General features: G+C 29.2%; 13 protein-coding genes and 1 other annotated feature. Of the genes, 3 read left to right on the top strand and 10 right to left on the bottom strand.

Annotation, left to right across the window (positions count from 1 at the left end; translation table 11 throughout):
* Positions 1-4 precede the first annotated feature (4 nt).
* Positions 5-475, top strand: coding sequence for a transcription elongation factor GreA (greA, locus tag B3J31_RS05390; RefSeq protein WP_346873708.1), 471 nt, complete (start codon positions 5-7; stop codon positions 473-475).
* A 58-nt stretch (positions 476-533) separates the two neighbouring features.
* Here the strand turns inward: greA and B3J31_RS05385 are convergent, their stop codons facing one another.
* The 9 genes from B3J31_RS05385 to B3J31_RS05345 form a co-directional block, all read right to left on the bottom strand.
* The gene (locus B3J31_RS05385; RefSeq protein ID WP_346873707.1) at positions 534-1,925 is read right to left on the bottom strand and encodes an MATE family efflux transporter; all 1,392 of its coding nucleotides are present in this window, start codon (positions 1,923-1,925) and stop codon (positions 534-536) included.
* A 258-nt stretch (positions 1,926-2,183) separates the two neighbouring features.
* Positions 2,184-3,032, bottom strand: coding sequence for an ATP-binding cassette domain-containing protein (locus B3J31_RS05380; RefSeq protein WP_150845973.1), 849 nt, complete (start codon positions 3,030-3,032; stop codon positions 2,184-2,186).
* Between the two features lie 13 nt (positions 3,033-3,045).
* The gene (locus B3J31_RS05375) at positions 3,046-3,426 is read right to left on the bottom strand and encodes a GntR family transcriptional regulator (protein WP_035132342.1); all 381 of its coding nucleotides are present in this window, start codon (positions 3,424-3,426) and stop codon (positions 3,046-3,048) included.
* Between the two features lie 44 nt (positions 3,427-3,470).
* Positions 3,471-4,139: an ABC-2 transporter permease gene (locus B3J31_RS05370; protein WP_150845972.1), complete on the bottom strand. Its 669-nt coding sequence runs from the start codon at positions 4,137-4,139 to the stop codon at positions 3,471-3,473.
* Between the two features lie 11 nt (positions 4,140-4,150).
* A complete protein-coding gene (locus B3J31_RS05365) occupies positions 4,151-4,819 on the bottom strand; it encodes an ABC-2 transporter permease (RefSeq protein WP_346873706.1) in 669 nt (222 codons plus the stop codon).
* Positions 4,820-5,683: an ATP-binding cassette domain-containing protein gene (locus tag B3J31_RS05360; RefSeq protein WP_150845970.1), complete on the bottom strand. Its 864-nt coding sequence runs from the start codon at positions 5,681-5,683 to the stop codon at positions 4,820-4,822.
* Between the two features lie 269 nt (positions 5,684-5,952).
* On the bottom strand, positions 5,953-7,146 hold the full coding sequence (locus B3J31_RS05355; protein WP_346868125.1) for a murein hydrolase activator EnvC family protein: 1,194 nt from the start codon (positions 7,144-7,146) through the stop codon (positions 5,953-5,955).
* A gap of 235 nt (positions 7,147-7,381) precedes the next feature.
* Positions 7,382-8,854 carry an SPFH domain-containing protein gene (locus tag B3J31_RS05350; RefSeq protein ID WP_150845968.1) on the bottom strand — a complete coding sequence of 491 codons (1,473 nt, stop codon included), beginning with the start codon at positions 8,852-8,854 and terminating at the stop codon, positions 7,382-7,384.
* Between the two features lie 216 nt (positions 8,855-9,070).
* Complete coding sequence (locus B3J31_RS05345; protein ID WP_346873705.1) at positions 9,071-10,861, bottom strand: MutS-related protein; 1,791 nt, start codon at positions 10,859-10,861, stop codon at positions 9,071-9,073.
* Between the two features lie 623 nt (positions 10,862-11,484).
* On the opposite strand from B3J31_RS05345, the gene B3J31_RS05340 reads away from it, so the two are divergent.
* Together B3J31_RS05340 and tpx are read left to right on the top strand one after the other, a co-directional pair.
* On the top strand, positions 11,485-12,036 hold the full coding sequence (locus B3J31_RS05340; protein WP_167403129.1) for a manganese efflux pump: 552 nt from the start codon (positions 11,485-11,487) through the stop codon (positions 12,034-12,036).
* Positions 12,037-12,136: 100 nt separating this feature from the next.
* Positions 12,137-12,622, top strand: coding sequence for a thiol peroxidase (gene tpx / locus B3J31_RS05335; RefSeq protein ID WP_150845965.1), 486 nt, complete (start codon positions 12,137-12,139; stop codon positions 12,620-12,622).
* A 108-nt stretch (positions 12,623-12,730) separates the two neighbouring features.
* Here the strand turns inward: tpx and aspS are convergent, their stop codons facing one another.
* The gene (gene aspS, locus B3J31_RS05330; protein ID WP_346868127.1) at positions 12,731-14,020 is read right to left on the bottom strand and encodes an aspartate--tRNA(Asn) ligase; all 1,290 of its coding nucleotides are present in this window, start codon (positions 14,018-14,020) and stop codon (positions 12,731-12,733) included.
* 257 nt (positions 14,021-14,277) lie between these two features.
* Positions 14,278-14,501, bottom strand: a binding site (T-box leader).
* Positions 14,502-14,587 lie beyond the last annotated feature (86 nt).

The following is a 14,587-nucleotide window of genomic DNA, read 5'->3' as shown; positions in this document are numbered from 1 at the left end:
AATTATGTATAACTATCTCACTGAAAAATCACTTCAAATTCTAAAAGATGAACTTGAACATAGAAAAAATGTGGTTAGATTTCAGATAAATGAAGAATTAAAAGAAGCTAGAGCTCATGGAGACTTAAGTGAAAATTTTGAGTATAAAGCAGCTAAAAAGAATAGAGCTGATAATAATAGACGTATGGGATATCTAGAAAAAATGATTAAAACGGCAAAAATAATAAATGATGACACATCAGAAAATCAGGTTGGTATTGGAAAAATTGTAACCCTAAGATTTCTAGATGATGATGAGGAGGAAGATTTCACCATGGTAACCACCGTTGAAGCAGATCCTCTTAATAATAAAATTAGCATAGAGTGTCCTTTAGGGAAAGCGTTATACAAAAGAAATTTAGGTGAAAAAGTAGAAGTTACATCTCCAGATGGCTCTTATAGTGTAATCATAGAAAAGCTCCAAATTATAAAATAAAAAAATGGCTATGTCAAAATAATCTAAATCTCATTTTGACACAGCCTTCTACTTTGTATTAAATCACTTCTACAGATATATTTTCTTCTGATATATTATCTAGTAATAAATTCTTCTTTTTAGTCATGTAATATAGAATCACCACAATAGTTATTCCTTTAAGTACACTACTCATACTAATGCTCCACCAAACTCCATCTATGCCTAAAAGGTTTGGTGATGATAATATCATAGATGCTGGAACTCTAAGTCCTGTCAGTATAATGCTTACAGCTGCAGGTATATATGTTCGTCCTAAACCATTGAACATTCCTACTGTTGTAATTTCAATACACATAAACAATTGAGAATACCCAAGGATTCTTAAATAATCTGTACCTAACCTTATAGCTTCTTCTTCTTTTATGAATATTGAAAAAATTCCTTTACCACCTATTATTAGTACTAGAGTGGCTAAAATTCCAACTACACCTGCTATTAAAATAGTAGCTTTATAGCCTTCCTTAATTCTATCATGTTTTTTAGCTCCATAATTTTGTCCTACAAAAGAACTAAGGGCTGTTGAAAATCCACCTGCAGTCATCCAAGTTATTGCTTCAATTTGAACTCCTACTTTTTGTACTGCTATAGCGACTTCACCAGATCCAGCTATTACCCTTGCTATTAAAATAGAAAAAGTAGTAAATAATCCACTTTGAACTCCAGAAGGAATTCCAAGTTTACATATAGTTTTTATAGCTCTAAAATCAGGTTTCTTTAATAGGGTAAATTTCAAATATTTTTCTTTACTCTTTAAAATAGATATTAAGAAACAAGTTACAACTATACTTTGTGACCCTATGGTTGCTAATGCCGCTCCTAAAACTCCCATCTTTGGAATAGGTCCCATACCAAAAATTAAAATTGGATCAAATACTATATTAACTACTAAACCAACAGTGTTAATAATAAAGGGTGTTTTACTGTTACCTGCTCCATTAAATATTGCTGTTAGTACTGGTATTAAATTTGTAATAACCATCCCCATAGCTATTGTAGCTAGGTAAGTTTCTGCCATGGATATAACTTTCACATTTTCTAACTGAAAAAAGGCTAAAAACTTACTTCTAAATAATAGTATTATTATTCCCATGATTAAAGATAATACTATATTAATTTGTAGGGCACTAACAATATAATTTCTTGTAGCTTTTTCATCTTTACGTCCCAAGCTTTGGGATACTTTTACCTCTGCACCTACCTTCGCTATCATGGTAAGAGCTGCAGCTAAGTTACTAAAAAAACCTGCTGTTCCCACTGCTGCTACTGCTGTACTTCCTATTCTTCCAACCCAAAGCATGTCTGTTAGATTATATGCCATTTGGATAAATGAAGTTGCCATAATGGGAAGAGCTAATTTAACTAGCTTTCCACTTATAGACCCTTCTGTTAAGTCTATTCTTTTCTCCATAATATCAATCCCCACCACTATAAAATTTTATGCAATTAATTGCTCATTAATATTTCTACAACACCCCAATAAATATTTTACTTCGTACTACGAAGAATGTCTACATAATTTTAATATGTATTTTTCTTAAAATTATCCATCATTCCAATTTTCACCAATAAATTTGAGATAATAAAAATACCATGGTTCATGTATAACTAATTAATTTGTTATACATGAACCATGGTTAATAACATATTTATTTTACATCTATTCAATTTACTTTTTCAAAATCATTATATCCTCTATGGTAGCCCTATCTACTACAATATTATCTCCTAAAATTTCTCTCACTTTATCAACTTGTGATGTCAACCCTTCGAAACCAAATCTATTTTTACTTATGCCTTCAAAGTGTTTCTCAACTTCCTTTGTAAGTATATTACAGTCCCCTTTAATAATTTTGTAGGATTCCATTATTTCATCCTTTGATTTTGAGAATATAATACTTCCATCCTTTATAAAAGTAATATAATCTGCTATTTTTTCAAGGTCTGAAGTTATATGAGTAGATATTAATACCCCCATATTTTCATTTTCCATTAAACTTTGAAGTTCTTCTAAAACTTCGGATCTAACCACTGGGTCTAATCCCACAGTAGGTTCATCCATTATTATAAACTCTGCTCCATGGCTAAGGGCTATACATAATGAAAATTTCATTCTCATACCCTTAGACAATTCTTTTAGTTTTTTATCCTTATTAAGCTCAAACTTATTTAAATAATAATTAAACTTATCCTTATCCCACTTACTATATAACATAGAAACCATGTTGCCATTTTCTTTTAAAGACATATGGTCATAGTAGCAAACTTCATCATAAACAAAACCTATTCTATCTTTTATTTCCCTTTCAAACTTAAGGTTATCTTTATCAAATACTTTTATATCTCCACTATCCTTCTTTACTAAATTCATTATAAGTTTTATTAATGTAGTTTTACCTGCTCCATTTTCCCCAATTAACCCCATAATAAATCCCTTAGGCAACTTTAAAGAAACATTATTTAACTTAAAGTTTTTATATTTTTTACATAAATTATCCACATACAATATATTATCCATCATATTCCTCCTACTATAGGTTATATTCTTCAGCAAGCACTCTTAAACTTTCTATGATTTCTTCTACTGATATTCCAGCTTTAGAACCTTCCTCTATTGCCTTAATTAGATAGTCTTCCATATTTCTCATGATAGATTCTTTTAAAAGTTCCTTATCTTGAACATTTACAAAGGATCCCTTCCCTGGAACTGTGTATATAAACCCTTCTCGTTCTAACTCATCATAAGCTCTCTTAGTTGTAATTACACTAATTCTCAGATCTTTAGCAAGTCCTCGTATAGATGGCAATGGCTCATTAGGCTCTAACTTATTTGTTAAAATATCGTCCTTTATTTGTTTTTCTATCTGAGAATATATGGGTTCTCCCGAAGAGTTGTTTATTATTATATTCATTGAATTTCCTCCAAGTTTAAATGTATTCTGTAAATTTTTCCTACCTATAAATCTCTCTTTCTATATCCAATTATAGACAATACTATAAAGAAAAAATATATTATAATTCCTATTAGAGTAATACCTATAGCTAAATATACTCTAGGAATTGTGCTTACTAACAAATACTTGCTAATTCCTATGAAAATATTAGGACGTATCTTATCAATAAGCTTTAAAATAATTATAGGCACATTAATAACTGCTATAATAATGATTGCAGAGTATTTTGCAGCAACACTATAATCATATCTATAGTATATAAAATTCGTAACCCCAATTATTAGACAGTAATATATAAAAGATAAAGATTGAATAATATAAATTATATTTAAATTTTCTTGATTAAAGTTTCCAACTAATAATACTATTAACATAAGTATAGATGAACATAAAACATAAATTATGAAATAATAAATAAATTTACTTATCACTACATCAACTCTCCTTACCGGAAAGCTATTAATTATTACATCATAGTTTCTTCTCATTTCATCTGTGGCTGTAAATTTATTTGCTATTAAAGGCACTATGAAGGTTCCTAATAAATAAATAAAAAGTGTAGCTTCAAAGCTATACATAGAAGCAAAACATAATGCTATTCCTACAACTAAAAGAGAAATAGTATAGATATATCGACTAGTTATAAAATCCTTTTTTAAAAGAGCTCCCATAAATTCTCCTCCTAAAAATCTTTCTTTTCATAAATAACCACTGAAATAGTAGCAATTAAAGCTAAAATACCTAATACCAGTGCACTTAATATAATGTTACTTCCTAAAGTGTTACTTTGAAATATCACTAAAAGTCTTTCTATGCTAGATAGCCACTCAGGTAATGCTTCTCCTTTAAGATACTCACCTATGGTTAAAGTTCCTGCCATTATAACAAAGAAGATAACAAAGTAAAATATCTTTGCAAACTTTATTCCTAATGAAAAATATACACAATAATAAAGAGCTACAAATATAAGAATATAACTAACAGTTCCTTTAATTACAGATGGATGCAATTTTAAATACTCTGCTGGATATATCATATAAATTAGATTATTTAATAGCACTCCTATTACTGTTACTATGATTATCCACATAATAGAAAACAGAAACTTACCTAATACATAATCACTTCTTTTACAAGGACTACTAAGTATACTAATATGAATCTTATCTCTAGATTCCATTTCAGTAAAGGCTATACTAATTACCCCACCCATTAGTAAAAAATAATTAAATAAGCCAGCTCCTTTATTCCCAACTCCAAACAATATAACTACTACTATCATAATTAATCCACTTTTGTTGCTGTATAGATTAACTACTCCCCTTAAATCTCTCATGGCCATTTTCCACATTTATTTTCTTACCCCCTTATTCATAGCTACCATAATTTCCTCTAAAGATGGCTTTTCACTAACAATTTTCTGCCTTATACTTTTTTCAATGTATTTATCTTTAATTATTCCTTCAAAACCATATGGTGTTTCTCTCAATCCATATATAACTTTTTCATCAAGTTTACTTAATAAAGCCTTATCCCCTTTAATTATTTTATATTCCTCCATTAATTCACTAGTAGCTTTAGAGAAAACTATCTTTCCCTTTTGGATGTAAGTTATATAATCTGATATCTTCTCTAAATCAGAAATTATATGACTTGAAATTAAAATACCTATATTTTCGTCTTGTATGACCTCTTGAAATACATCTAAAATATCACGCCTCATAACTGGATCTAGTCCTGAAGCCGGTTCATCTAGTATTAAAAATTCTGCATTATGACTTAATGCTAAAGCAATGGCAAATTTCATTTTCATTCCTTTAGATAATTCTTTTACCTTTTGCTTTTTATTTAAGTTAAATTTCCTTAAATAATTTTCAAAGACCTTAGTATTCCAACTTTTATAAAAACCAGAGATTATTTTTTCATTATCTTTGATAGAGAGATTTTCATAATAAAAACATTCATCATAAACAAATCCTATACGCTCCTTTATCTCTCTTTCATTGTCAATATTATCTTTACCAAAGATTTGAATTTCACCTTCATCTCTTTTTAGTAAATTCATAATTAGTTTTATAGTAGTTGTTTTACCTGCTCCATTTTCACCTATAAAGCCCATAATATATCCTCTATCTAAACTAAATGAAATATTATCCAACTTAAAATCTTCGTATTCTTTAGTCAAATTTTTAATTTCTATTATTTTATTGGACAAAGTAACACCTCCATTAATTCTTATAAATTTCAATTTAAAATTAAGTTTACTATAATTACTGCTTAATTCTGTTAATATTCAGTATGTACAGTGCTTCTAAAAAAATTGGCTAAACTGTTTCTTTATAGTAACAGTATATATTGTTTATATACACTATGTCAAGACTAAATTTAACTCAAAATAAAAACACCTAAGCATTAGTGGCTTGCCAATGCTTAGATGTTTTTATCTACATATATGTTAAGCTTATTATATTCTAAAAGTTTGTATTAAAAATAATATGGTGCAGGATCTATATTAGTTCCATTTTTAATAACTTCAAAATGTATATGAGGACCTGTTGACCATCCAGTAGAACCAACATTTGATAGCTGTTGTCCTCCTGCTACTGTTTGTCCAGGACTTACTAATAAAGATGAGTTATGAGCATATAATGTACTAATGTCTCCATGACTTACCACAACAACCTTTCCATATCCTTCCATCCACCCTGCATAAGTTACAGTTCCAGCTTTAAGAGAATACACTGGACCACCATTTGGAGCACCTATATCTATTCCTTTATGGAATTCTTGCCCTCTACCTACTGGACTAGTTCTATATCCAAATGGAGATGTGATAGCATATCTAGTTCCTGTTATTGAATACATTCCATTAGTGGATACTTGACTTGAAGATGATCCACTATTTGAAGGTTTAGTATTTGATTGAGAAATTGAACCTCCACGAGAAGGCCTGCTAGCAGCTTTTTCCATGGCCGTTATACTGGCTAAAATTTCTTTAGATTCTGCTTCATTTTGAGCTAGAAGCTTTTCTGCTGTTCCTAATTCATTCTCTGCCTTTGCCATAAGTTTTGTCTTCTCATCTTTTTTAGCATTTAATTCTTCCAAATTTGCATCCACAATAGCTTTTGCATTTTCTAAAGTTTTCTTTTCTTCAGAGGATGCCTTTATATTTTTATCTAATTCTTCTTGATTTGCCTTAAATTTATTTATTTCTTCATTGTCAAAAGAAATTAAGGTATTAATTATATCTATTTTTTCAAAAAAATCTGAAAAACCTTCGGCACTAAGTAGAATTTCTATGTAGCTTGTACCATTGTTTTTATATAAAACTCTTAGTCTTTTATCCATGATCTTTTTACTTACTTCTAATTCTTTTTTAAGTTCACTAGATCTTTCTTCTAGCTCTTCTATTTTATTAGTAGACTGTGAAATTTGAGCTTCTAAATTATTTACCTCACTATATAACTTGTCCATATTATTGTCTAACTCTGAAATTTCACTTAATATATTATCTCTGTTTTCTTCTAATTCAGATACTTTAGCCTTATTACTTTCAATTTGCGTTTCAATTTCTTCAGATTTACTTTTTGCATCTGATAAGTCATCCGCTAACACTGTTGATGACATTAAACTACAGCTTACAACTACCGCTGCTATGAATCTTAATTTTTTATTCATGGTTTTCCCCCCTAATGGCACCTTTTCTCCATACTTTTACCAATATCTATTTTCAATTCTAGCAATGTACATCCCCCTTGTCAACACAACTAGGGTTTTTGGTATAAATTTCATATTTATATGGAACCTTCTAAACTTTTTGTTAAACTCTGCATTTGCTTAAAATGATAAATTGAAAAATAAAAACTCTAGGCCATTAATTTAATAGCCTAGAGTCTGTTTACTGTATAAATATTTATTCTATTACAGAACTCTCTTCTACTTCTGATTCTATAGTTTCAGGTTCTATGATAGTTTTTTCTTCATCATCTTCTAAATCTTCATTTTTCTTATTTAAGGTTATTCCCTTTACTAGCTCTACAAGGTCTATACCAGTTAAGGAATTGATAACTTCTGGAACTTCAGCCATGATATTAGCTATGTTCTTTGATACCTTAGCTGCTCCACCTTGACCTCCATTGTCAATGATAACCATCTTTTCTGTTTTAGATAACGGCTCTGCTATATTCTTTGCTACCTCTGGAAGCTTTTCTGTTAACATTTGAATAATAGCCGCTTCTCCATATTCCTTATAAGCTTCAGCCTTCTTCTTCATAGCCTCTGCCTCAGCCTTCATTGCATCTGCGTTAGCTTCTCCTACTAATCTTATAGCATCTGCTTCTGCCATACCTTTAATTTTTATTGTTTCAGCCTCTGCTTCAGCTCTCTTAATCATCATAAATCTATCAGCTTCTGCTGCTTGCTCAGCTCTATATTTATCAGCTTCCGCTACTTTTTTAACTGTAGATTCAAGTTCTTTCTCTTTTTTACGTACTTGTTGCTCTGCTATATCAGTTTGTCTTTGTTCTTCAAATAATTCTGCATCCTTTAAGGTTTCTACAACTTTCTTATGAACTATATTCTTTTCAACTTCATAAGCAAAGTCTGCCTTAGCTTGTGCCTTTTTCTCTTCTTCTTTAAAGGATTGAACTTTTAATTCCTTCTCTTTATTGGCTCTAGCAATCTCAGCTTCTGCAAATATTTGTGCTTCCATTCCAAGTCTCTTTGCTTCTGCAGTTTTTTGCATCTCTTCTCTCTTTGCTTCTGCCTCAGCTATTGCTGCATTTTTCTTAACCTCTGCTATTTGTCTAGCACCAAGCGCTTGAAGATATCCCTTAGTGTCGTCTATGTCTCTAATTGTAAAGGTCTTTATTTCAAGACCCATTCTTTCAAGGTCTGACTTTGCAACATTTTCAACTTCATTTGCAAACATTTCTCTGTCTTTGTATATCTCTTCAATACTCATTTTTGAAACTATTTCTCTTAGTTTACCTTCCAGTACATCCTGTACAGTTCCCTTCATTACTTCAATAGTTTCTCTTTCTTTTCCAGTATTAAATTGCTCCATAGCTAATAATACACTTGCAGAATCTGACTTAACCTTTATTATAGCTACTCCATCAGTATCTATAGGTACTCCATTACTATCTAAGGATTCATGAGTCTTTACTTCAACCTTCATGTTTTCAAGTGATAATCTATTGGTTTGTTCGAAGAATGGAACAACAAATCCTCCCTTACCACTTATAACCCTTCTCTTAAGTCCTGTAACTACAATAGCTTTATCCTGGGCTGCCTTCTTCCAAGTAATACAAATAAGCCAAATAATCACTAATGCAAGGATTATCCACCCCAAGTTGTCAGTAAAAATTTCTAATAGTTTTCCCATTTACACTTTCCCCCTAATTATTTTAGGCATCTGAAAATAAATAATAAGTCAAAGATGGAAAGTATATTTTAACTTATTTATTTTTTTGAAGATGCCTTATATATCTTATGAAAATAATAACACATATATTACTTTCCATGAGAACATTAACTTAAAAGTACTTAATACATACTTAAAATTACACCATTTTCTTTAAATATAAAAAACCCACGTAAATTAAATTTCAATTCCTACAATTCTCATTAAATATTTAGCATTTGTGGTATTAGATCTACCTACTTTTAGTTTGTAATCAAAATATATTTTATTTTCTTTATAATACTCAGAAAAATGATAATTTTTTATCCCACTATGTTCTGAAAGACTACATAATTCTAAATCATGAGTAGTTAAAGCCCCTATAACTCCAGCTTTACTTAAATTTTTAATTACAGCTTCAGCTCCAGTAATCCTATCCTTAGAATTAGTTCCTCTAAAAATTTCATCAATAAGAAAAATCATATTTTTATTATTCTTTCCACCTTCAATAATTTCCTTTATTCTAATTAATTCTCCATAAAAAGTTGAAATTCCATTTTTTAAATCATCTGTTATCCTCATAGATGTATATATATCTAATAAACTACACTCCATTTTCTTACTAAATACTGGTGCACCTACATAGGCTAAAACTAAATTTATACCTATAGTTCTTAAAAATGTAGTTTTACCAGACATATTTGATCCTGTAATTATAAATATATTTTCCTTCATACTTAAATCATTATTAACCCGTACATCTCTATTTATCAAAGGATGACCAAGTTCTTGTGCCTCTATTTTAGCACCCCTAGGATTTATTGTTGGTAATGTCACATTTTCATCTATATGAATTAACACAGCAAGACTCATAAGTTCTTCTATAACTCCAATATTAGAAAGCCAACTTTCTATTTTATCACCATTTTCAGCCTTCCAATCCTCAAGAGAAAATACACATTGATAATCCCAAAGAAATAGTATGTTTAAAGTTAAATATAACAATCCATTATTTCTCATATTCACTCTTTCTGATATATTAGAAAGTCTTTTTATAGCTTTAATTGATGAATCTTTATCTTTAAATAAATTTTCTTTTATATTCTTTAACTTTTTAGATTTAAAATCTTTATTCTCTATTAGTTTTAAAATATTTAAATACTCTTCTAGGTTTCCTCTAAAATAATTAACTACTTCTAGAACTAAATTTAATTTTAAAGTAGATATTGTCCATATAATTGTTTGCACAATTAAAAGCAAATACATTAACCAATTAAAATTATTCATTTTAAATATAAGTATTATTAAAGAAATAGGTATTGTAACTAAGGGCATTAAATATATAATTTTTTTAATTAATTTTGATTTTATAAGGACACCTGTATCTTCTACATATTTTAATAATTTTTCAGGGCTTTTTAATCTATTCCTACTATTTCTACCTATATACTCCATTTCCTCACAAAAATCCAAGTCATCAAATAACTCTTTTATAGCTTCTTGTCTTAATAGTATTTCATTATAATCAAAGCTAGGTTCTAATAAAGAATTAGCTAAAGATTTTCTTCCATGCCAAGTATTAGTTATATTTAATAATTGAAATAAAGATTCACTACCTACAATATCTAAATCAGATGCATATCTGTGCTCCTTATTTACAAACTCTTCTCCTAAATCTTGAAAGTTTATCCACTGACCAGAAATTCTTTGAAGGTATCTATTATTAATTTCAATCATATCCTCAGCCAATTTTAATTTACTTTTTACTTTTCTATGATATATTACTAAAAATATAAAACTTCCATAAAAAACTATAGAAAGAAATAGAACCCTATTTGTCATTTCTCCCTTTATTCCTATATAGGTGAAATACAAGGCTAGTATCATTACTATTAATCTTAAATATCCGATTCTATCAAATTCTTTTTTATATTTAGCAATATCATCATTATATTTACTTATTTTGCTTAAAAATTTATCTTCAACCACATTATTACTCCTTACTTTTTTACACTTTAAAATCATCACTGTATCTATATCAATTTCTTATATATTTAACATAAGTTTAAATCTAATATTAAAACAACAAATCCTCAAAACCCGCATGAACAGAACAAATAGTTAACTAGTTATATAGTTTTATAGGTAACTAGTTTTATATATGAATATTTATATAGTTTCATAGTTAAATTCTCCATATATAGATAAACTATTTTATAATATTTTTTTCAGTTTAATTTTACGTTTAAATTAAATTCTTGATCTTCACTGTTACTACATGTTATATTACATGTATATTATATCCAATATTTCTACTTATATCAAACTTATATCAAAGTGTAAATTATATTTACTTATTCATGGTTTTATAATATAATAGTAAAATAATGTATCGTGGGGGAGTAGTTTGCGTATAATACTTTTATACGTGACAAGTCAACATAATGATTAATTTTTTAATCTGGCTTGCCTTAAAGAACAAGACTCATGTATAGCTTAATTAAGATGTCTCTAATAAAAGAGATACTTTAACCTTTGCTATACATGGGTCTTTTATTATGTATGAGGAGGATAACTTAAAGTTTAATAAAATAAGATTAAGGAGTTTTTTAATGAGTACAATTGAAATTATAATGATAGGATTATGTCTTAGTATGGATGCTGCCGCAGTATCTATGACTAACGGTATGGTGTACAAGGATGCTACTAAAACAAAAATTATAGCTATGCCTTTATTCTTCGGCTTCTTTCAAGGGGCAATGCCTTTTCTAGGTTATTATGCAGGAGGAATGTTCTCAGAAATTTTAAGTAAATATTCTGGTATTTTGGTTTTAATCATATTAGGATTTATAGGGGCAAATATGTTAAAAGAAGGCATATTTCCAGATAAAGAAGAAGATGAAAATAAAGTTGTACCCCTTACCTACAAGCTTTTATTTTTTCAAGGAATAGCTACTAGTATAGATGCTTTTGCAGTAGGTATTGGCTTTAGCGCCATGAATATTTCTATTTTCCCCGCTATTTGTATCATCGGTATAACCACATTTATTTGTAGTTTTATTGCCATCTTCATAGGAAAGAAATGTGGAGATTTACTTGGTAAAAAAGCTGAAATATTAGGCGGAATTATTTTAATTATTATAGCTGTAAAGGCAGTTTTATAATATTGTTTACTATTTAAATATTGTTATAAAACCTTATAATAAATAGTATATTTGAGCATATTATATCTATGGAATATAAATTTAAAAGGAGATGATATGCTTGGAAATTACATTTCAAGGCAATCCAATTACTTTAAAAGGAATTCAACTAAGAGTAGGAGATAAGGCTCCTGACTTTACTTTAATTAATAATGAACTACAACCTGTTACTTTACAAGATACTAAAGGAAAAAGAATCTTTGTAGTTGTTCCATCTATAGATACAGGTGTATGTGATATGGAAGTTAGAAAATTCAATGAAGAAGCTTCTAAACTTAATAATGTTACTATATACACCATATCAATGGATTTACCTTTTGCTCAAGGTAGATGGTGCGGAGCTGCTGGAATTAAAAATGTAATTACTCTTTCCGATTATAAAACTAGAGAATTTGGTGATAGATATGGAGTATACATCAATGAACTAGGATTACTTACTAGAGCTGTCTTCGTATTAGATGAAGATAACACAATTACCTATGTAGAATATTGCAGTGAAGTCACTGATGAACCTAACTATGAAGCTGCACTTCAAGCTGCGAAGTAATATAATAATTTGTATATGTTTTAATGAAAGTCCAGGATGTATAATAATATCCTGGACTTAGAACTTATACTTAAATTTTAATTTTTTTCTCTTTGCTCCTAAGGTCACTTATGGTGTAAGTCTAGTTCTGTCCCTAGGAATTAGTGATGCTTCTCTTACATTTTCTAATCCTAATAGCTGAGCCGTTAACCTTTCTAATCCTATGGCAAGACCTCCATGGGTTGGCATACCTTGTTTAAATACACAGGTATAGCTGCTGTAATTCTCTGGGTTAAGACCTTTATATTCTATATTTTTTATTAACTCATTATAATTATGAATTCTTTGTCCTCCAGTAGTTATTTCAACTCCTCTAAATAATAAGTCAAAGCTGTAAGTCTCTAGTTCTCCACAAGGCATGGTGTACATTGGTCTCTTTCTCCTTGGGTAATGGGTTAAAAATATGAAATCTGAGTTTAACCTTTCCTTGGCATATCTATAAATAAGTTTTTCACCCTCTGGGTCAAGGTCTCCATCTAAATTCTCTTTACCGTACTCTTTTTCTAGTATGTCCAAGGCATCCTTCAACTTCATTCTAGGTATTTCTTCTTGGATTTCTGGAATTTTAACTTCTAGTATGTCTAAGTATTTATTTCCCTCTTCTTTAACCTTATTTAAAATATACTTTAATAGTCTTTCTTCCATGTCCATAACTTCTCTTTCATCTTCAATAAATCCCATTTCAAAGTCCATACTTATATATTCATTTAAATGCCTATTGGTATTATGCTGTTCTGCTCTATATACATGAGCTATCTCAAAAACTCTTTCGAAACCTGCACCTACCATCATCTGTTTATAAAACTGAGGGCTTTGAGCTAGATAAGCTTCTCTTTCAAAATATTTAACCTTAAATACCTCTGTTCCTCCTTCTGCTCCTTCAGATACTAATTTTGGTGTGAATATTTCTGTAAATCCTTCCTTAGTTAGAAATTCTCTAAATCCCTGAACTAGTATATTTTGAATACCAAATACTGAACTTACCTTTTCATGTCTCAAACTTAATACTCTATTATTTAACATAGTGTCTAAATTAATGTTTAGGTCTTTATTATTAACTTCTATAGGAAGTTCTCCTATGGTAGAATTAATAACTTCAATACTTTCAATTTCAATCTCAAAGTTATTTAATTTATTTTTTCCATCTTTAACTACACCCTCAATAGAAACTACAGATTCTGTTTTTAAATCCATTTTTTCAGCAATAGAATTTTCAGCTACACATTGTACTAGACCTGTTCTATCTCTTAATACTATAAAGGTAATGGACTTTAACTTTCTTATGCGATAAATCCATCCTGATATTTTTACTTTCTTATTCATATGATCAATTAAATTATTTACTAATACTCTTTTCATTGTTATACCTCCTAAATTTAAACATTTTAAAAGCCCCTTAAGCCAACGGCTCAAGGGGCAAAATATGCGGTACCACCCTTGCTGATATAGTAATTAAATACTAATAAATTCTTAGAGTTATACACTCTAGAAATTATTATATATTAGGATAGATTAATTTTCTTAAGACATTTGAAGATGCCTTATACCGGTATTCTAAGAAAACTTACATTAATGAAATGAGCTCTATTTCATTAAAATAAAAAAACTTTCACTCCAATAGGAGCGAAAGCAATATTCACGGTACCATCCTAATTTGATTAAGTATTATTTACTTTATCATCTCAATCCCTTTAACGGGGGAATCCGATCTACCCTACTTTTCATTTCAGGTAAATATCTCCAGGATGTCTTTCAATACTACTTTTCTCATAGAGCTTCCACCATCCTCTACTCGCTTTACATACTTAGTAATATTTACTCTTCCTTTCAAAGAATTATAAATATATATTTTCTATATAATATGCCTTTTTAGAATTTTTGTCAATATATTTTGATAATTCTTCATTATTTTTCTGATCGATTTAT

It is taken from the genome of Clostridium sp. UBA5988 (assembly GCF_002435615.1).
GTDB classification, from domain to species: domain Bacteria; phylum Bacillota; class Clostridia; order Clostridiales; family Clostridiaceae; genus Clostridium_J; species Clostridium_J sulfidigenes.
This window is presented reverse-complemented; position numbering and strand designations above follow the sequence as displayed.